This window comes from Streptomyces sp. NPDC090741, from assembly GCF_044769045.1.
Lineage (GTDB): Bacteria > Actinomycetota > Actinomycetes > Streptomycetales > Streptomycetaceae > Streptomyces.
Genome location: NZ_JBIVXF010000005.1, coordinates 495,540 through 515,213, shown reverse-complemented (window position 1 = coordinate 515,213; position 19,674 = coordinate 495,540). Strand labels below are relative to the sequence as shown.

General features: G+C 73.3%; 16 protein-coding genes. 4 read left to right on the top strand and 12 right to left on the bottom strand.

Going from position 1 to position 19,674, the window contains the following annotated elements; translation table 11 throughout:
* Positions 1–17: 17 nt before the first annotated feature.
* The 11 genes from ACIQU4_RS17310 to ACIQU4_RS17260 form a co-directional block, all read right to left on the bottom strand.
* Positions 18–2,783 carry a tetratricopeptide repeat protein gene (locus ACIQU4_RS17310; RefSeq protein ID WP_403730811.1) on the bottom strand — a complete coding sequence of 922 codons (2,766 nt, stop codon included), beginning with the start codon at positions 2,781–2,783 and terminating at the stop codon, positions 18–20.
* The gene (locus ACIQU4_RS17305; protein ID WP_403730974.1) at positions 2,780–4,048 is read right to left on the bottom strand and encodes a hypothetical protein; all 1,269 of its coding nucleotides are present in this window, start codon (positions 4,046–4,048) and stop codon (positions 2,780–2,782) included. Before ACIQU4_RS17305 ends, ACIQU4_RS17310 begins: the two co-directional genes overlap by 4 nt.
* Before the next feature lie 71 nt (positions 4,049–4,119).
* A complete protein-coding gene (locus ACIQU4_RS17300) occupies positions 4,120–5,142 on the bottom strand; it encodes a glutamate ABC transporter substrate-binding protein (protein ID WP_403730971.1) in 1,023 nt (340 codons plus the stop codon).
* An 80-nt stretch (positions 5,143–5,222) separates the two neighbouring features.
* Positions 5,223–6,632: a hypothetical protein gene (locus tag ACIQU4_RS17295; protein WP_403730808.1), complete on the bottom strand. Its 1,410-nt coding sequence runs from the start codon at positions 6,630–6,632 to the stop codon at positions 5,223–5,225.
* A gap of 177 nt (positions 6,633–6,809) precedes the next feature.
* On the bottom strand, positions 6,810–7,865 hold the full coding sequence (locus ACIQU4_RS17290; protein WP_403730805.1) for a BadF/BadG/BcrA/BcrD ATPase family protein: 1,056 nt from the start codon (positions 7,863–7,865) through the stop codon (positions 6,810–6,812).
* Positions 7,856–9,130 (bottom strand): 6-phospho-beta-glucosidase, encoded by a 1,275-nt coding sequence (locus ACIQU4_RS17285; protein ID WP_403730802.1) that lies wholly within the window; start codon positions 9,128–9,130, stop codon positions 7,856–7,858. Before ACIQU4_RS17285 ends, ACIQU4_RS17290 begins: the two co-directional genes overlap by 10 nt.
* A gap of 5 nt (positions 9,131–9,135) precedes the next feature.
* Positions 9,136–10,059, bottom strand: coding sequence for a carbohydrate ABC transporter permease (locus ACIQU4_RS17280; protein WP_403730799.1), 924 nt, complete (start codon positions 10,057–10,059; stop codon positions 9,136–9,138).
* A gap of 1 nt (position 10,060) precedes the next feature.
* The gene (locus ACIQU4_RS17275) at positions 10,061–11,023 is read right to left on the bottom strand and encodes a carbohydrate ABC transporter permease (RefSeq protein ID WP_403730797.1); all 963 of its coding nucleotides are present in this window, start codon (positions 11,021–11,023) and stop codon (positions 10,061–10,063) included.
* Positions 11,024–11,029: 6 nt separating this feature from the next.
* Complete coding sequence (locus ACIQU4_RS17270; RefSeq protein WP_403730794.1) at positions 11,030–12,364, bottom strand: ABC transporter substrate-binding protein; 1,335 nt, start codon at positions 12,362–12,364, stop codon at positions 11,030–11,032.
* A gap of 123 nt (positions 12,365–12,487) precedes the next feature.
* Positions 12,488–13,777 carry an ROK family protein gene (locus ACIQU4_RS17265; protein ID WP_403730792.1) on the bottom strand — a complete coding sequence of 430 codons (1,290 nt, stop codon included), beginning with the start codon at positions 13,775–13,777 and terminating at the stop codon, positions 12,488–12,490.
* 182 nt (positions 13,778–13,959) lie between these two features.
* A complete protein-coding gene (locus tag ACIQU4_RS17260) occupies positions 13,960–15,051 on the bottom strand; it encodes a mechanosensitive ion channel family protein (RefSeq protein WP_403730789.1) in 1,092 nt (363 codons plus the stop codon).
* A 262-nt stretch (positions 15,052–15,313) separates the two neighbouring features.
* Between ACIQU4_RS17260 and ACIQU4_RS17255 the strand changes: the two genes are divergently transcribed.
* From ACIQU4_RS17255 to ACIQU4_RS17240, 4 genes are all read left to right on the top strand, one after another.
* Positions 15,314–15,850, top strand: coding sequence for an HNH endonuclease (locus ACIQU4_RS17255; protein WP_030159431.1), 537 nt, complete (start codon positions 15,314–15,316; stop codon positions 15,848–15,850).
* Positions 15,851–16,119: 269 nt separating this feature from the next.
* Positions 16,120–16,377 carry a hypothetical protein gene (locus tag ACIQU4_RS17250; protein WP_403730786.1) on the top strand — a complete coding sequence of 86 codons (258 nt, stop codon included), beginning with the start codon at positions 16,120–16,122 and terminating at the stop codon, positions 16,375–16,377.
* 22 nt (positions 16,378–16,399) lie between these two features.
* Positions 16,400–18,445: a 4-alpha-glucanotransferase gene (locus ACIQU4_RS17245; protein WP_403730783.1), complete on the top strand. Its 2,046-nt coding sequence runs from the start codon at positions 16,400–16,402 to the stop codon at positions 18,443–18,445.
* A 20-nt stretch (positions 18,446–18,465) separates the two neighbouring features.
* Positions 18,466–18,705 carry a hypothetical protein gene (locus ACIQU4_RS17240; RefSeq protein WP_403730780.1) on the top strand — a complete coding sequence of 80 codons (240 nt, stop codon included), beginning with the start codon at positions 18,466–18,468 and terminating at the stop codon, positions 18,703–18,705.
* A gap of 360 nt (positions 18,706–19,065) precedes the next feature.
* Here ACIQU4_RS17240 and ACIQU4_RS17235 read toward each other — a convergent pair whose 3' ends face one another.
* Entirely contained in the window at positions 19,066–19,596 is a 531-nt protein-coding gene (locus ACIQU4_RS17235) for a MarR family winged helix-turn-helix transcriptional regulator (RefSeq protein WP_403730777.1), read from the bottom strand.
* Between the last annotated feature and the right edge of the window lie 78 nt (positions 19,597–19,674).

Sequence of the window (19,674 nt, the reverse complement as noted above, 5' to 3'; positions counted from 1 at the left end):
CGATGCATCGACATCACTCACACCCACGTCCGGGGACGGAAACGGTTTGCCCGCTCCACCAGTTCGATCCTGTCCTCGCCCCGCTGCGCCAGCCGCGCGAGCACGCGGTACGAGCGCTCCAGGCCGAAGCGCAGGCCCCGCTCGTCCAGTTGACTGCCGAGCAGCGAGGTCCGACCGGGGTCGGAACCCCGGCCACCCGACAGTACCCAGTCCAGGGCCGAGCCCAGAACCTCGGTCGACAGCCGTTCGTGCCGCACCGCGTCCAGGCCGAACCGCTCCAGGGCCTCCACCTGCGCGGCAGCCGCCGTCAGATCCGGAAGCAGAGCCTCCTCGGGAGACCGGTCGCGCAGGCGTGCCCGTACCGCCGCCACCCGTGCGGCGGTGTAGTGGATCGAGGCCTCGGGCACGGACTCCAGCGTGCGCACCGCCCCCGACCGGTCGCCCGCGGCGAGCCGGACGCGGGCCAGCCCGAAGGCGGCGCTCACGAACCCCGGGTCGGTGCTCCACACCAGCCGGTAGTACTCGGCGGCGTTGTCCAGCTGCCCCAGGATCTCCGCGCACAGGCCCAGCGCCAGCTTCGGCGCGGGCTCGCCCGGGAAGGCGTCGTAGATGGCGTCGAAGGACAGGGCCGCCATCTCGTCCTCGCCGGCGGCCAGCGAGGCGATCCCGCGCGCCCACACCACCCGCCAGTCATCCGGATGCCGGCCTTCCAGATCGGCCAGGGCGGCTCCGGCCGCGGCGAGCTCGCCGAGCTCCAGACGGGCCCGCAGCTCGCGCAGCCGCAGCTCGGCCGAGTCGGCGGGCGCCGAGCGCAGGGCGCCCAGCAGGTCGCCCGGCGCGGTGGCCAGGAGTCCGGCCAAGAAGCCTGCGTTGGGGTCGCCCGAGTCCACCAGCGGCACCGGCAGGGCCAGCGCCATGGCCCGGGCCTCCAGCGCGGCCAGTTCGGTGGCGCGCACGCCCGGCGCGGGCACGGGCGCCGCCACCGGGGCCGCATGCCGGCCGGCCTGCTCCGGGGCCCGGCGCGCCGCCGGGACGGCTGCGGCCGGCCCGCCGACCCGGTGCGTCGCGGTCGTCCCGAGCGGCGCCGAGAGGGCCGCCGCCCCCGGGGCCACCGCCGCACCCGAGCCCGAGCCCGAGCCCGAAGCCGGAACCGAACCCGGAGCCGGCAGGATCGCCGACAGCCCGGGCCGACGCCGTAGCCGACGGCCGCCCGCCGCGGGCCCCGGCACCGCCCGCGCCCCCAGCCGGGACACCTCGGCCCCGGCCACGTCGGCGAACAGCCGGGTGTCCGGAACCCGCAGCTCCGGCCCGAAGAGCGTGGAGAGCTGCGGGCGCGGCCGGCCCGTCTGCAGCGCGACGACCTCCCGCAGCACGCCCGTCAGCTGGTCCGCCATCTCCTGCGCGGACGAGAACCGCCGGCCCGGATCCGGATCCGTCGCCCGTACCAGCAGCCGGTAGAAGGACTCGTACCGCCCGAACACCTCGATGTGCTCCGGGTCCGGCAGCGAGTCCACGAACACGTTCGTGTAGCCCTGGAAGTCGAAGGTCAGGACGGCCAGCGTCCGCGCCACCGTGTACAGGTCGGAGGCGACCGAGGGACCGAGCTCGGCCACCTCCGGCGCCTGGTATCCCACCGTGCCGTAGATGGCCGACTCCTCGTCGTCCATCCGGCGCACCGCGCCCATGTCGATCAGCTTCAGCTGGTCCTGCTGCTGGATCGCGTTGTCGACCTTGAAGTCGCAGTACAGAAGGTTTCTGCTGTGCAGGTGCCCGAGCGCCTCCAGCGCCTCGATCCCGTACGCGCAGGCCTGCTCCACCGGCAGCGGATCGCGCCGGCCGTCGGGCCGCCGCCGCTCGTTCGCTATCTCCTTCAGCGATTTGCCGCCGACGTACTCCATGACGATGTACCCGTCCAGCGAACCCGTCCGCTGGTCCAGGTGCTCCACGAAGTTGTAGATCCGCACGATGTTGGAGTGCTCGATCTCCGCGAGGAAGCGCCGCTCAGAGATCGCCGCGGCCATCGCGTCCTGGTCCCCGGTGTCCAGCAGGCCCTTGAGCACCACCCACCGGTCCGAGACGGCCCGGTCCACCGCCAGGTACACCCAGCCGAGGCCGCCGTGTGCCAGGCAGCCCGCCACCTCGTACTGGCCGTGGACGACCTCCCCCGCGCGCAGCTTGGGCACGAAGGAGTACGGGTGCCCGCACTTGGTGCAGAAACCCTCGGTCCGGCCCGCCCGGTCGCCGCGGGAGCGGCCCACCGGAGCCCCGCAGTCCGAGCGGGAGCAGAACCGCTTGCGCTCGGGCACCTCCGGGTTCTCCAGCACCGCCGCCGAGGGATCCGGACGCGGCACCTCCGGGATGTTGACCAGCCCGGCGCCCAGCCGGCCGCGCCCCGACGGCCCGGAGGCCGAGCCCGAACTGCGCACCGACACCGAGCGGCTGGACGCGGCGCCCGGCAGGGAGCGGGAGAGCCGGCCCGACACCGAGCGGCGCGAGGACGAGGAGCGCGAGGACCGTGAGGAGCGTGCCGAGGCCGACGTCGACCCCGAGCGGCCGGACCGGGCCGAGCCGTGTGACCCCTGAGACTCCTGCGACCCGTGCGCGTCGGGGTACCGGGCCGCGCTCGTCATCCCCGTCGGCGGCGAGACCAGCTCCTCCGCGCCCGCCGCGACGGCGCCGATCGGCGCCAGACCGCAGGTGTCGCAGTACAGCTCGCCGTCGCCCATGTCCTCGTACGACCCCGGGCAGCCGGGGCGAACGCACGCGGTTGCGACCAGACTCATGCGTCCTCCTCCTTCCCCGGCCCCTCGGGCCGGTATTGCGGCTGCGGCGGTGCCAGTGACTCGGCCGTCGCCTGCTGGTAGCGCAGCACGGCCTGCTCGGCGGCCCGCAGATCGCAGGGCGCGCTCCACAGCATCCGCCGGGCCGTGTCGTACCGCTCGATCAGGAGCGGGTCCTCCGCCATGCCGTGCCGGGCCACCTTCGCCTTGTACGCGTCCAGTCGCCCGCGCAGTTCCGCTCGTACCGCCAAGGGCGCCGTCACCGCAGTCAACGATTCGCGGGCCCGGCGCAGTTCCTCCTCGGCCCGCTCTTCCAGCGATTCCAGCAGCGGCGAGAGCCGGTGCCACCGGGCCTGGCGGCGGTACTCGGCCGCCGCCGCCAGCTGCTCCTGGAGCGCCGTCGGCGGCCCGCTCACCACGGGCACCTCCGACGCCGCGATCTTCGCCAGCACCTCGCCGCGCGCCGTCCGCGCCTCCGCCAGGGTCCGGTCGGCCCGCGAGAGCACGTCCCGCAGGCTGATCAGCCGCTGCTCGGCGTCCTGCCGTACGGCCAGGACCGCCTCGATCTCCCGCCGTACGTCCTCCAGCGCGACCGCGGCCCGGTCGTACCGGGTGGTGTCCGGACGGCCGCCGCCGGGCGCGGAACTCCCCGCCACCGGCTGCCAGAACGCCAGCGGGTCCGCGATCACCTGTTCCCGCAGCCCGGTCAGCTCGGCGGTGATCGCCTCCAGGTCGTCGCCCGAGGGGTGTTCACCCGGACGGACCCCCACCGAGTGGGCCAGCGAGCGCGTACGGTGCAGCTCCGCCGCGAGCAGGTCGATGCGCGCGGGCAGCGCCGACCACACCGAGTCGGCTGCCACCACCACGTCCAGCGAGCTCGCGTACAGCTCGTTCATCCGCGACACCAGCTCGGCGAGCGAGAGCCGCTCCGCCAGCGCCACGCCTTCCGCCCCGGCCCCGGCGATCAGCACCCCGGGCCCGCGCAGCCGCTCGGTCAGCTCGATCAGTTCCTCGCGGCCGGGCCAGCGGCGCCGCTCGCGGATCGCCCGGGCGGCGCCCAACGCCCCGCTGTAGGCGTCGAAGTACGTCCACAGCCGGGTGATGGAGACGTCGGCCGCCGCCCACCGCTCCTTGGTGACGCCGGTCAGCCCGGCCCCTTCCAGCAGCCGGCGCCCGGCGTGGTCCTGGAGGGCGAGCAGCGAGGTCTCGACGGCCTCGTGTTCCGCGCCGAGCCGGGCCAGGGCGCGGTCGACGTCGTCCCGGTCCATCACTGCCGACTGCGCCTCCACCAGCCCCGCCTCCGCTTCCCCGACATCGGGCTCCGACTCTGCCACCTGTCTCAGCCGTCCCGGTACTTCGGCGCGGGCGGTCCGGCCACACCGGGCAGAACGGGCTTGAGGTGCGTCACGTACGCCTGCATCCAGGGGCTGCCGTCACCGCCGGCGCGGTAGTTCTCCAGCACCTTGTTGACCCGGCGCACCAGGTCGGAGGCGTCCTTGTTCATGGCCACCCCGTAGAACTCCCTGGTGAACGGGGAGCCGACGAGGCGCACCGACGGGTCCTGCGCGGCCTGGCCGGCCGCGAGCGCGTTGTCCGTGATGATGCCGTCCACCTCGCCCAGCTGGAGCCGGACCAGGCAGTCGAGCTGGTTGGGCACGCTGACCGGCACCGAGCCGTACGGCTGGGCCTTGAGCGCCGCCTCGGCCGTGGAGCCGGCCGCGGTGCAGATCCGGCGGTCCTTCAGCGAGGCGTCGTACCCGGTGATCGGCGAGCCCTTGGGGGCCAGGACCTGCTGCCCGGCCTCGAAGTACGCCGTCGAGAAGGCGACGTCCTCCAGCCGCTTGCAGTTGATCGTCATGGTCCGTACGACGATGTCGACGCGGCCGTCCTGGAGCGCGGGGACGCGCTGGCTGGTGGGGATGGCCCGGTAGATGACCGCGTTCTCGTCGCCCAGGATGTCCTTCGCGATGGCCTTGACCAAGGCGATGTCGAACCCGTCGAGGCGGCCGTCGACCGGGTTGCGGTAGCCCCACTTGAAGCTGTTCTGGTCCACGCCCGCGACGAGTTTGCCCGCCTTGCGGATCCGCTCGATGGTCGGCCCGTCCACGCCGTTCGGGCGCAGGCTGGCCTCGGGGTCCTGGCAGGTGTCGGTGAGCGCCCAGGGGGCCGGGGCGGCCGCCATCGAGGCGGGTTCGCGGACCAGGGCGGGGTGGCCGCTCTCCGGGGCCGCCTGGGCCAGCGGCAGCAGGACGGCCGCGGCCGTCACCGCGCAGGCGGCGGCCATCGCGCTCACCCCGCCCCAGCCGCGCAGCCGTGCCGCCACGCGCCGCGGCCCGGAGGCGCGGGGCACCGGGCCGGGCATCCCGGCCGCACCGGGTGCTCCGCCGTCGTGGCCCTCGTCGTGGCCCTCGTCGTGGGACTTCACGCGTATCCGCATCGCTGTCACCTGTACTCCGAAAGCCGGCGCCCGATGCCGAGCAGTGCCGCCGCCGCGCCGATGACCGCCAGGGCGGCCGAACCCGTCACCAAACCGCCCAGCGCACCGAGCCCGCCCCGGGCCGCCCGGGTGAACTCCTTCTGCTCATGGGCCACTGCCTGCTCCAGGGACGCGTCCACGGTGTCGAACGAGGCCCCGCTGCTGTCCTTGTGGTCCTTGTCCCCGATGACCTGGGGCAGAGCGGCCTGGTAGTCGCCGCGCAAGTCGGTCTCCCGGGCCGCCGCGTGCCGCTGCTTCCACTGCTTGACGCCGTCCTCGGCGCGGGCCACCGGCTCCCGCCCGCTGCTGTCTTCGGCCAGCTTCCGCGCCGTCGCCAGACCCGCGTCCAGCTCCTTCATCTCGGCCGTGAAGTCCACGTCGTACTTGTCGGACTTGTTGTCCGCGGCCAGTACGGCGCCCCGTGCGATCAGGGTCAGGTTCTCACTGGCGCGCGCCTGGAGGGAGGCGATCCGCGCGTCGTTGAGCACCTTCAGCGACTCCTGCCCGTCCGATCTTGCCTCGGCCAGCTCCGACCGGGCGACCGTGTGCCCCACGGCCAGCCACAGCAGCACCACCAGAGAAGCGGCCGTGGCCGCCACGAGGCCGTGGTTGAAGACCCGGTTCGTGCGGCGGTAGTTGCGGCGCTGCGCCCACGCCAGCGCGGCGAGCGCGAGCAGGCCCGCGCCGATCGAGGCCAGCGGCAGCGAGCGGGCGTCGTCGTAGTCCGTGTAGAGCCGGCCCGTCTCCGCCTCGTACAGCCGCTGCGCGGCGGGCAGCAGCTGGGTGCTCATCTGCTCGTTGGCGTACCGCAGATAGGCGCCGCCCAGCGGCAGGCCCTGCTTGTTCGTGGCGCGGGCCTGCTCGATCAGGCCCGTGTAACGGGGCAGCTGCTCGCTCAGCAGCGCGATCTGCTTGCGCGAGTCCTCGTCCGCCCCGGTGTTGGCGGCCGCGTTCACCAGCAGCTTCGAGGCGTTGGCGATGTCCTTCTCGTACCGCTCGCGGACCTCGCGCGGCTCGTCGCCGCCGGCCAGGAAACCGCTGGAGGAAGCCGTGTCGGCATCCGCGAGGGAGCGGTAGATGCTCGCCGCGTCCGCGCTCAGCGGCTGGCTGCGGCCCACCACGTCGTCCGCGGCGCCGACCCGGGAGGAGATCTGCCAGACGCTCACCATGCCGAACAGCAGCACCAGGGCGGCCAGGACCGCCCCGATGATCCGCAGCCGGCCGGGCTCGGTCGTGGCGGCCGCGCGCAGCCGCTCCACGCCCTCGGCCCAGGCCGTACCCGGCCGGGGAGGCGCCTCCGGCGGACCTCCGGGGGGACCCTGGGGCGGCACGGCGACAGCGCCCCCGGGCGCGGGCGCGCGTGATGTGATGGCCACCGTGACCTCCCCCTCGGTCCTGCCTGCTCCGCAGCAGTATGGCCGTAGTGGCGGTCAACCACAGCACCCGGTGCTGGATCTTGGCGATCCCCCCGGTGTGCGCCGACCCCACCCCTTCACCGTGAATACGTCTCCAGGGCCGCCACGGTTCCAGACGCGTGGCCTTCCGGGGCGGGTTCACCCGAAATGGGCACGGAGTTTTCCGTGGGCCTCGGGCAGGGCCCCGAGCGCGTCCAGCCCCAGCAGTCCCGCACCCAGTACGGGCGGGGCCGAGACCACCGACACCCGGGCACGCGGTGCCCGCCGGGCCAGCCCGGCCGCGATCCGCCGGTCCAGCTGCTCGTGGCCGGCGGTGAGGACACCGCCGCCGAGCAGCACCGGAGCCTCCTCCTCCAGCAGGTCCAGCCGGGCCAGCGCCACCGCAGCCAGCACCACCACCTCGTCCGCCTGCCGCTCCACGATCGCCGAGGCCACCGCATCGCCCGCCGCGGCCACCGAGAACAGCACCGGCACCAGCTCGTGGGTCCGCCCGTGCGCCAGCGTCCCCAGGTGCAGCGCCTCGATCAGCTCGGCCATCGAAGCGAGCCCGAAGTGCCCCGGCAGCGCCGCCGCCAGCTCCGTCGGGCCGCCACGCCCGTCCTGCGCCCGCGCCGCCCACCACAGGGCCTCCGCGGCCAGGCCGCCCCCGCCGCCCCAGTCCCCGGAGATCTGCCCGAGGGCCGGGAAACGGGCCGTGCGCCCGTCGGGCCGCATCCCCACGCAGTTGATGCCGGCCCCGCACACCACCGCCACACCCCGCGGCGGCTCGCCCCCGGAGAGACCGGCGCGCAGGATCGCGAAGGTGTCGTTGAACACCCGGGTGGCCGAGCCCCAGCCGCGCGCGCCGATCGCGTCCGCGAGCCGGCGCTCCTCCACCGGGAGGTCGGCATTGGCCAGACACGCCGAGACCTGCTCGGCGTACGGCGCACCGGGCGCGGGCAGGGGCAGCGCGGCCGCCTCGGCGGCCTCCGCGACCGCCTGCGCCAGTACGTCCACCGCCTCCTCGACACCGGTGCGCTGCGGCTGGAAGCCGCCGGAGCGCCCGGTGCCGAGGACCGTGCCGTCCGCGGCGATCAGGGCCGCGTCCGTCTTGCTGTTGCCCGCGTCGATGGCCAGGACGGCGGGCCGGGCGGGAGGGGCGGACCGGGGGGTGGGGGCCGACGGGGGGGTGGGGGCGGTAGGGGTCACGCCCATGCCAGGTGCTCCTTGTTGTGCGCGAGGAGACGATCGGTCAGCCCCTGCGCGAGGTCGAACTGGCCGACCAGCGGGTGCGCCAGCAGCGCTTTGAAGACCCGCTCGCGACCACCCCGTACGGCCGCGTCCAGCGCCAGGTCCTCGTACGCCGTGACGTGCGCGACCAGTCCGGCGTACAGCGGGTCCAGCCGGGGCACGGCCAGCGGCACCGGGCCGGACCGGTCCACCCGGGCCTGCACCTCGATCACCGCGTCGTCCGGGAGGAACGGCAGGGTGCCGTTGTTGAGCGTGTTGACCACCTGCACGGCGGCCGGGCCCGGCCCGCCGTCGCCCAGCAGCGCCGCCGCCAGATCCACGGCCGCCTCCGAGTAGAAGGCCCCGCCCCGCTCGGCCAGCAGCTCGGGCTTCTCGTCCAGCGCCGGATCGGCGTACAGGGCGAGCAGCTCCCGCTCCATCGCGGCGACCTCGGCGGCCCGCGCGGGCTTGCCGCCCAGCTCGCGCACCACGGCGTCGTGCGCGTAGAAGTACCGCAGGTAGTACGAGGGCACGACGCCCAGGCGGTCCAGCACCGTGCGCGGCAGCCGCAGGTCCTCGGCGACGGCCGCGCCGTGCTCGGCGAGCAGCCCGGGCAGCAGGTCCTCGCCGCCGGGGCCGCCCTTGCGCACCCCCAGCTCCCAGGTGAGGTGGTTGAGGCCCACGTGGTCCAGGTGGATGTCGGCCGGGGCCAGGTCCAGCAGCGCCGCGAACTTCCGCTGGAAGCCGATGGCCACGTTGCACAGTCCGACGGCCTTGTGCCCGGCCCGCAACAGGGCGCGGGTGACGATCCCGACCGGGTTGGTGAAGTCGATGATCCAGGCGTCCGGGCTGGCCCGCCGGACCCGCTCGGCGATGTCCAGCACCACCGGCACCGTCCGCAGCGCCTTGGCGAGCCCGCCGGCGCCGGTGGTCTCCTGCCCCACGCAGCCGCACTCCAGCGGCCAGGTCTCGTCCTGGAGCCGGGCCGCCTGCCCGCCGATGCGCAGCTGGAGCAGGACCGCGTCGGCGCCCTCGACGCCCGCGTCGAGATCGGCGGTGGTGGTGACCCGCCCCGGGTGCCCCTGCCTGGCGAAGATCCGCCGGGCCAGCGCGCCGATCAGCTCCAGCCGCTCGGTGGCGGGGTCGATCAGCACCAGCTCGCTGATCGGCAGGGTGTCGCGCAGCCGCGCGAAGCCGTCGATCAACTCGGGCGTGTAGGTGGAACCGCCGCCCACCACTGCGAGTTTCATGGTCACTAGCCTTTCACTCCCGTCAGGGTGACGCCCTCGACGAACGCCTTCTGGGCGAAGAAGAAGAGGACGATCACCGGCGCCATGACCAGCACGGTCGCGGCCATGGTGAGGTTCCAGTTGGTGTGGTGCGCCCCCTTGAAGGACTCCAGTCCGTAACTGAGGGTCCAGGCGGCGGGGTTGTCCGAGGCGTAGATCTGCGGGCCGAAGTAGTCGTTCCAGGCGGAGAAGAACTGGAACAGCGCGACCGCGGCGATCCCCGGCCTGGCCATCGGCAGGACGACGCGCAGCAGGGTGCGGACCTCGCCGCAGCCGTCGACCTTGGCCGCGTCCAGGTACTCGTCGGGGATGGTCAGCAGGAACTGGCGGAGCAGGAAGATCGAGAACGCGTCGCCGAACGCCATCGGGATGATCAGCGGCCACAGGGTGCCGGACAGGTCCAGCTGCTTGGCCCAGAACAGGTACATCGGGATGACCACCACCTGCGGCGGCAGCATCATCATGGCGATCACCAGCAGCAGTGACAGCCGCCGCCCGCGGAAGCGGAACTTGGCGAGCGCGTACGCCACGGGCACCGAGGAGACCACGGTCAGCAGTGTGCCCAGCCCCGCGTACAGCAGGGTGTTGCGCCACCAGGTCAGGAAGCCCGGGGTGTTCCACACCTTGGCGTAGTTGCCCCATTCCCAGGTGTCGGGCACCAGGTCGCGGGTCAGCGCCTGCTGGTCGCTCATCAGGGAGGTCAGGAAGAGGAAGACGAACGGGAGGACGAAGAACAGGGCGGCGGCGACGCCGAGGGCGTGGACACCGATCCAGTGCAGGAGGGCCTTGCGGCCGGCGCCGCCGCCGCTGCGGCGCGGTCCGGTCGTCCGTGAGGCCGCCCCGGACGTCCTCGCGGCTCGGGGCGCCTTCGTGTCGGTCAGTTGGGCCATCTCAGTCACCTGCTCCGATCAGCCCGCCACGGCGGCGCATCAGGAGTGCGGTGAAGGCCATGGAGAGGGCGAAGAGGACCAGCGCGACGACACACGCGGTGCCGTAGTCGAAGCGCTGGAAGCCGACGTTGTAGACGACCTGGGGGAGGGTCAGCGTGGACTTGTCGGGGTAGCCCGGCTCGAACTGCTGGCCCGAGCCGCCGATGACACCCGCGGCTACCTTCCCCGCCACCAGGGGCTGCGTGTAGTACTGCATGGCCTGGATGACCCCGGTGACCACCGCGAACAGGATGATCGGCGAGATGTTCGGCAGGGTGATGTGCCGGAACCGTGCCCAGGCGCCGGCCCCGTCCAGCTCGGCGGCCTCGTACTGCTCCTTCGGTACGTCGAGCAGCGCGGCCATGAAGATGACCATCAGGTCGCCGACCCCCCACACCGCCAGGACGGTGAGCGCGGGCTTGGACCAGTCGGCGTCGGTGAACCAGCCGGGGGCGGGCAGGCCGACCGCCTCCAGCAGGGTGTTGACCGGGCCGGTGCCGGGGTTGAGCAGGAAGACGAAGGCCAGGGTCGCGGCCACCGGCGGGGCCAGGTAGGGCAGGTAGAACAAGGTCCGGAAGACCCCCGGCGCCGTCTTGATCCTGGTGATGAGCAGGCCGACGCCGAGGCCGAAGACGACCCGGCAGGCGACCATCACCACGACCAGCCACAGGGTGTTGCGCATGGCCGGCCAGAACAGCGGATAGTCCGTGAAGACGTACGTCCAGTTGTCGAGGCCGTTGAAGACGGGCGGGCGGAAGCCGTCGTACTTCGTGAAGGAGAAGTACACGGTGGAGACGAGCGGGTACGCGAAGAAGACGGCGAACCCGATCAGCCAGGGCGACATGAAGGCCGCGGTCCGCAGGGCGGACCGCCGGCGCTTCGCCCGCAGCGGGGGTGCGAGGGGGCCGGTGCCGGCGCTGGTCATCGGGGGCTACTTCGCCTTCGCGATGTCCGTGTCGATCTGCTGCCCGGTCTTGGCGAGACCGGCCGGGATGTCGGCGACGTCGCCCTTCTCGACCGCGTACGCGAGGTCCTGGAAGGTCAGCTGGTAGGTGCCGCCGTCGGCCTGGGCCGGGGTGGTGTTCGACTTCGGGTGCCGGGCGATGTCGATGAAGGTCTTGAACTCCGGGGTGACCTGGAGGTTCGGGGACTCCAGGGCCGCCAGGGTGGAGGGCACGTTGTGGATGGCGTTGGCGAACGCCACGACCGCCTCGGTGTCGGTGGTCATGTACTTCACCAGCTCCCAGGAGGCGTTCTGCTTCTTGCTGCCCGCGGCGATGCCCATGATCGTGCCGGAGAGGTAGCCCTTGCCGTAGTCGGCGACCTGGTCGTCCGGCACCGGCAGCGGCGCGGTGCCGATCTCGAAGGTGACCCCGGCCTCCTTGGCCATCGCGGCCCGCCACTCGCCGTCGATCTGCATCGCGACCTGGCCCTTGTGGAAGGGGTGCTCGGCGCTCCACTCGTCGCCGAAGGTGCTGCGGAACTTCTCCAGCTTCTCGTAGCCGCCGAGCTTGGCCACCAGGTCCTTCTGCGCCGTCAGCATGCTCGCGAACGCCGGGTCCTTGGCCAGGCTGGACTTGCCGTCGGCGTCGAAGTACTTCGGGCTCCACTGCGCGGCCAGGCGCACGGGGGTGGTCTCGTAGCCGTGGTAGGTCGGCATGATGCCGAGCTGGTCGTACGAGTCCCCGCTGGGCTTGGTCAGCTTCTGCGCGACCTCGGCGAACTGGCTCCACGTCTTCGGCGGCTCGGTGATGCCCGCGGCCTTGAAGGCGTCCTTGTTGTAGACGAGGCCGTAGGCGTCGTTCAGCAGCGGCAGGGTGCACTGGTTGCCGTTGAACTGGGTGTACTCCAGCAGGGTCTTGGGGAAGACCTTCGCCTTGTCCATGCCGGACTTCTGGAGGAAGGGGTTCAGATCGGCGAAGGCGCCGGAGTTGCAGAACTTGCCGACGCTGTCGGTGGTGAAGGAGGAGACCACGTCGGGGGCCTTGTCCCCGCCCGCGCGCAGCGCCTGGTTGATCTTGTCGTCGGTCATGTTGCCCGTGACCTTGACCTTGATGTTCGGGTGCGCCTTCTCGAACCGCGCGATGTTCTCCTCGATCGCCTTGGCCTCGCTCGGCGCGGACCAGCCGTGCCAGAAGTTGAGCGTGACCTCCTTGTTCGGATCGTCGGAGGCCGCGGTGCCGCTCTGGCCCGTACACGCGGTGGCGAGGACGGACAGCGCGGCGACGGCGGTGGCCGCGGCGGTCAGACGGCGGGTTCTGGGCATGGCGGGGCTCGCTCTCTGCGGGAGGAACTTCCGGGACGGGGCCAGGGGATGCGACGAGGAGTGGGGTGCCGGGGGTGGTGCCGAGGGTGGTGCCGGGGGTACTGGTCCTGCGGGGTGGGGCGGTCAGCGGCGCGAGGTGTCGAAGACCTCGTCGCGGGTGGCGGCGAGGGCGCTCTCCAGCGCGCCGCGCAGTACGGGCCGGTCGCGTACGGTGCCGGACACCAGGCGCGGCCGGGAGGGGGCGAGGTCGGCGAGCTCGGCCTCGACGAGCTCGCGCAGCACGTCCCCGCCGGCGGCGGTCACCGCGCCGGACAGGACCACGATCTCCGGGTCCAGTACGGCGACCAGCGAGGCGATGCCGGTGGCCAGGGCGGTGGCGTACTGCCGGAGCAGCAGCAGGTTCGCCCCCTCCGGGTGTCCGGCGGCCTGCGCCAGCAGCGCGACCGCGGTGGCGACCGGTGTGGCGACCGGCGGGGCGACCGGTGTGGAGACCGGCGTGGAGACCGGTGTGACCGCCGGTCCGGCGCCGGGTCCTGCGGGCTGCGCGGCGGCGGCCCGGGGCGGTTCTCCGATGCCCAGCGCGGCCGCCATCCCGGGCACCGCCTGTACGCCGGCCAGCTCCTGGTAGCCACCGGAGTTGACCTGGGTGACCTGCCTGACCAGGGGATGGCCCGGCACGGGCAGGAACCCGACCTCCCCGGCGCCGCCGGTCCACCCGCGGTGCAGCCGGCCGCCGAGCACCAGGGCGGCGCCGAGGCCCTCCTCGTTCCACAGCAGGACGAAGTCCCCGTGGCCGCGGGCCGCGCCGAGCCGCTGCTCGGCGACAGCGGCCAGGTTCACGTCGTTCTCGTACTCGACCGGCATCGGCAGGGCCGCCGCCAGCTCCTCCAGCAGGGTGGGGGAGTGCCAGCCGGGCAGGTGGTCGGCGTAGCGCAGCGCCCCGGTCCGCGGGTCGAAGGACCCCGGGGTGGCGATGACGACCCGGTGGATGTCGGAGCGCTGGAGCCCGGCGTCCTTGACGGCTCCGCCGAGGGCCAGGGTGACCCGGTCGACGGCCCCGGTGCCCTCGGCGTACGGGAGCTCGTGGCTGCCGATCACCTCGCCGGTGAGGTCGGCGACGGCCGCGACGATGCCGCCCGGGGTGACGTCCAGTCCGGCGACGTGGGCGGCGCGCGGGTTGACCCCGTACAGCTGGGCGTTGGGGCCGGGGCGGCCGCCGGTGGTGCCGGAGGCCACGACCAGCCCGGCGGCTTCGAGGCGGGCCAGCAGCTGGGAGGCGGTGGGCTTGGAGAGCCCGGTGAGCCGGCCGATCCGGGTGCGGGACAGGGGTCCGTGCTCCAGCAGCAGGTCCAGCGCGGCACGGTCGTTCATGACGCGCAGCAGGCTGGGGGTACCCGGGGTGGTGCCGGTCATGGGCGCTCTCCGCTCACCTGGCCGTGGCCCTGGCGGGGCCGTGGCCTTCAGAAACTGTTAGGTAAGTTTCCTATCGGTGTTTGAGCTGTGTCAATGCCGCTGCCCCCGCAGAAATGAACCTGCGGGGGCAGCGGGGACAGCTGGGTGGTGCGGGAGAGGGGAGAGGGGAAAGAGGGGAGGGGCTACTTGGTGATCCGCGGGGCGCCGGCGGCCGGCAGCGGGATCGGGGTGGTGGCCAGGGACTGCGGGGAGGCCGGGTTGGCGAGCGCCGACGGCGCGGCCACGCCGGCCGACGGGTCGGCCGGGGCCGCGTCCTCCCCGTCCTCCGCGGCCGGCAGACCGCCGATGATCCGGATGCCGGCCTCGTCGAAGGCCTCCTTGATCCGCCAGCGCAGCTCGCGCTCCACGGCGAACTGCTGGCCCGGCATCGTCTTCGCCGACACCTTCACCGTCATGGAGGCCAGCAGCACCTGGTCCAGGCCCAGCACCTCCACCGGGCCCCACAGGCGCTCGTCCCACGGGGACTCCTTGGCCAGGCCCTCCGCGACGTGCTTGACCACCTCGCGGATGCGGGTGAGGCTCTCCGACGGCTTGACCTGGACGTCCACGCCCGCCGTCGCCCAGCCCTGGCTGAGGTTGCCGATCCGTTTGATCTCGCCGTTGCGGACGTACCAGATCTCGCCGTTGTCACCGCGCAGCTTGGTGACGCGCAGGCCGACCTCGACGACCTCGCCGGAGGCCACCCCCGCGTCGATCTTGTCGCCGACGCCGTACTGGTCCTCAAGGATCATGAACACGCCGGACAGGAAGTCCGTCACCAGGTTCCGCGCGCCGAAACCGATCGCCACACCGGCCACACCGGCACTCGCGAGCAGCGGGCCCAGGTTGATGCCGAGCGCGCCGAGCACCATCAGCCCTGCCGTGCCGAGGATCAGGAACGAAGCCACCGAACGCAGGACCGAGCCGATCGCCTCCGAGCGCTGCCGTCGGCGCTCCGCGTTGACGAGGAGCCCGCCGAGCGCCATGCCCTCGACGGCCTCGGCACCCCGGTTCATGCGCATTATGAGCTTGGTCAGCGACTTGCGGACCAGCGAGCGGAACGCGGCCGCGATCACCAGGATCAGCAGGATCTTCAGGCCGAGGTACAGCCATCCGGCCCAGTTCTCCTCGATGAAACTGGCGGCGTTCGTGACGCTCTCGTGGGCCTCCTTGACGGAAGCGGCCGGGTCCGGGGTGTCGGCTGCCAGGGGCAGCAGAGCGGCAGGCCAGGGCACGACGGGAACCTCCAGGTATAGCGGTCTGCCCGCGGAAAGGGGTGTGCGGGACAGACCATCCACACTAACGGGGCATTCGGGTGACCCCGTTGCCGTGTTCGAGGGAGAGACCGGGTTCACCTGGGGATGAACCGGGTGTGGTTGAAAACACCTCGGACCCGTTACGGGCGCGTGGTGGCGCTTCGACCAGCCGTAAGGGGAGACTGGAGAGCAGATCGTCCCGGCGCGAGCCACGCGCCGCCGGCGTACAAGGAGGCAGTCCGTGCCGCACGTCCTGGTCCTCAATGCGTCGTACGAGCCGCTCGGCGTCGTACCGCTCCGCCGCGCGCTCGTCCTCGTCCTGGAGAACAAAGCTGTCTCCCTGGAGGAATCCGGCGCCTTTCTGCACAGCGCGACGAGAGTCGTCCCCGCGCCCAGCGTGGTCCGGCTCAAGCGCTTCGTGCGGGTCCCCTACCGGGGGCCCGTTCCACTCACCCGCCGCGCGCTGTTCGCCCGCGACGGCGGGCGCTGCATGTACTGCGGCGGGGTCGCGACCAGCGTCGACCACGTGATCCCGCGCAGCCGGGGAGGGCAGCACGTGTGGGACAACGTGGTCGCCGCATGCCGGCGGTGCAACCACGTCAAGGCGGACCGGCACCTGCTGGAGCTGGGCTGGCGCCTGCGCCACCAGCCGGCTCCGCCGTCTGGTCTGGCCTGGCGCATCATCGGCACGGGCCACCGGGATCCCCGTTGGATGCCGTACCTGGAACCGTACGGCGCGGAAGCGGCCCTGGACCGCATCGGCGCGGCGGCGTCGTAGCAGCGGCGCCGTAGAGGACGGAGCCGCCCCCGGACCCCGGGTCCGGGGGCGGTCCCCCGGCGGGTGCGGGCTGCCGCCGTGCGGTGCCGTCTCCCCGTCCCGCCCAGCCCCGTCCTGCCCCGCCCCCCGAAGCCGGCGCGTGCGCCCGTCCGCCTGCCCAGAACCCCCGTGCCTGCCGGTCTGCGCCGCCGCGGGGGTTCTGACCTGGATGCGCCAGGAATGCGGTGCTGTCCACGGGGTATGGCTGCGATGTTCCCCAGCGGTGTTCCATGGCCCCTGACCCACCCTCACACCGCGTACGGACAAAGGAGCAACCGCCCGTGAACACCGCACCCGGCACCCGTCACACCCCTCTGCTCGCCCACCTGCCCGCGCAGGCCGGGCCCGCCGAGGGGCCCCTCACCAGCGAGCCCCCGCTCGCCGGTTCCGCGCACGCGCCGCTGACCAGCGAGCCCCCGCTCGCCGAAGAGGCCCCGCTGACGAGCGAACCGACCACGCCCGCCGCGGCCGCTGCCGCCGGCGACTAGACACAGGGACACAGGTACTCACATGGACGACCTCGCCCGGCTCGCGGCGCTGCACGGCGTCGCCACCACCTACCAGCCCGCCGAGGACGTCACCGTCCGGGTCCCGGAGGCCACCGTCGCCGCCGTGCTGCGGCAGCTGGGCGTGGACTGCGACACCCCGGAAGCCGTACGACGGCACCTGGCCGAAGCCGAGCGCGAGGCCGCGCACCGGCTGTTGCCGCCCGTGCTGGTGTGGTGGGCCGGGTCGGAGCCGCCCGCCGAGCTGGCCGCGCTCCCTCCCGGTACGCGGATCCGCCTGGAGGGTGACGAGTTCGAGGGCGCCGGGGCCGAGGGCCGCGGGCCGAGCGCGGAGCCCGCCGGCGACTCGGGCGGGGTGTCGGGCCGGGAGGCCGGGCGAGTGCCGCCGTTCGGGGTGCACCGGCTCGTCGCCGAGACTCCGGACGGGCGTACCGGGGATGCCACGCTGATCGTGGCTCCGGAGCGGGCGCCCGGTGGGGGCGGCCGGGTGCACGGGGTGCTCGTGCAGCTGTACTCCCTGCTCTCCGAGCGGTCCTGGGGCATGGGGGACCTCGGCGATCTCGCCGCGCTGGCCCGGTGGGCCGGCCGGGCCCACGGGGTCGGGTTCGTCCAGGTCAACCCGCTGCACGCCGCCGTGCCCGGGAAGCCGACCGACCCCTCCCCGTACCGGCCCTCCTCGCGCCGCTTCCCCGACCCCGTCCACCTGCGGATCGAGGACGTCCCCGAGTACGCCGACTGCCCCGATCGGGAGGCCCTCGGCGAACTCGCCGGCCAGGGCGCCGAGCTGCGCCGCGAGGTGACCGAGAAGGGGGCGCTGATCGACCGCGACGCCGTCTGGGAGCTGAAGCGCCGGGCCCTCGAACTGCTCTACGCCGCCCCGCGCACCCCTGAACGCGAGGCCGACTACCGACGCTTCTGCGCCGAGCAGGGTGCGGCGCTCGACCGGCACGCCGCCTGGTGCGCGGGCCGCGATTGCGGAGGCGGGGCCGACTTCCACCGCTGGCTGGTCTGGCTGACGGACACCCAGCTCGCCGCCGCCCAGCAGGCCGCCCGCGAGGCCGGGATGCCGGTCGGCATCGTCCACGACCTCGCCGTCGGGGTGCACCCGCACGGCTCGGACACCCTCGGTCCGCCCCTCTACGCGAAGGGCGTCTCCGTCGGCGCCCCGCCCGACGCCTTCAACGCGCGCGGCCAGGACTGGGGGCTGCCGCCGTGGCGGCCCGACCGGCTCGCGGCCACCGGGTACGCGCCGTTCCGGGCCCTGCTGCGCGGGGTGTTCCGCTACGCCGGCGCCCTGCGCATCGACCACGTGATGGGCCTGTTCCGGCTCTGGTGGATCCCGGAGGGCGCCCCGCCCGCCGACGGTACGTACGTCTCGTACGACGGCGAGGCGATGCTCGCGATCCTGGTACTGGAGGCCCACCGGGCCGGGGCCCCGGTCATCGGCGAGGACCTCGGGACGGTGGAGCCCCGCGTCCGCAAGGCGCTGGCCCGGCGCGGGGTGCTCGGCACCTCGGTCCTCTGGTTCGAACGCGACTGGGCGGGCGACGGGCAGCCGCTCGCCCCCGAGGCCTGGCGCGCCGACTGCCTGGCCACCGCCACCACCCACGACCTGCCGCCCACCGCCGCCAAACTGGCCGGCGGCCACGTGGAACTGCGCGACCGGCTCGGCCTGCTGACCCGCCCGGTGGAGGAGGAGCGGGCCCAGGACGCCGCCGACACCGCCCAGTGGCTGGACGTACTGGAGGGGCTCGGCCTGGACACCAAGGGCGAGGAGGCCGCCGTACGGGCCCTGTACGGCTTCCTGCTGCGCACCCCCGCCCGGATGGTGGGCGTGTGGCTGCCCGACGCGGTGGGGGACCGGCGGCCGCAGAACCTGCCCGGGACCTGGGACCAGTACCCCAATTGGCGGCTGCCGCTCGCGGACTCGGCGGGACGGCCGCTGACCCTGGAGGCGCTGGCCGCCTCGCCCCGGGCGAACGCCCTGCTGAGCGCGGTGCGGGAGGGGGCGGGTGCCCGTACGGCACCCCCGGGCGCGCGCCGCGTTTAGGTGTTCGCTACGTTTGCACCGTGGACAAGAAGAACGCTCTGCGCGCCGGCGCCGTCACGGCCGGATCGACGCTGATGATGCTGCTCATGACGTCTCCCGCGCTCGCGGTGACCCGCGACGACGGCGACGACCCGGGCCAGGGCCTGAGCATTGCCCAGACCCTCGGCCTGTACGTGGCCACGCCGATCGTGCTGTTCCTGATCATCGCGGGCCTGGTGATGGTCCTCGACAAGTCGGACAAGCCGCAGCCCACCAACTGAACAGACTGACCGACTGACCCGACCGGGTCGGTCCCTCTCAGGCTTCCGGGGCGCCGGGGGTCCGCAGGCCGATGCCTTCTCGGCTTCGGTGCGGACCCTCGGCGCCCCGTTGTGCGTTCCCGGGGCCGCCGTGGCCCCTAGGGAGTGTCGTCAAAGTAGCGTCGGCCGCCCGGAAGGGCGGTGGTCGGCGGGGTCTGGTGCGTGCGATCGCAAGGCGGAGGAGGGAATCGACGCGGTGGGGGCACCTCCCAGCGGTAGCTGGGGGACGTCGGTGACCGACGACAACGCGGCGAGCGTGCGTGCCAGACCCCGCCGACCAGACGGGACTTTGACGACACGACCTAGGGGGTGTCTTACGGATCAGGCCTGGACCCCGGCCATCAACTTGCGGAGCAGGCCCGTCAGGGCGGCGACCTCCTCGTCGCCGAGCCCCGCGAGCGCGGCGCGCTGCACCTCCAGCCCGGCGGCGACGGCCTCGTCGACGAGCGCGCGCCCGCGGTCGGTGATCGTCACCTGGAGCCCCCGCCGGTCGTGCGGATCGGGCTTGCGGCCGAGCAGGCCGGCCTTCTCCAGCTTGTCCAGGCGCCCGGTCATACCGCCCGTCGTGAGCATGAGCGTGGCCGACAGCTGGCGCGGCGAGAGCGTGTACGGGTCGCCGGAGCGACGCAGCGTCGCGACGACGTCGAACTCGCCGCGCGAGATCCCGTACGGGGCGTAGGCCCGCTCCACCGCGTCCCCCATCGCCCGGGCGATCCGGTAGATGCGGCCGAAGACGGCCATGGGGGCGGTGTCCAGCTCCGGTCGCACTCCATGCCACTGGTTGATGATCGCGTCGACGGCGTCCGCGGGGACAGCTTCCCTGTCGACGGCGTCCTTGTTGGCCTCGGTCATGAAGCGCAGTATCCGGCCTTCCTCCGATCGTTCGCAAGAAAGTAGCTTGCCAGAAAGTAGCTTAGAGGTAAGCTACTT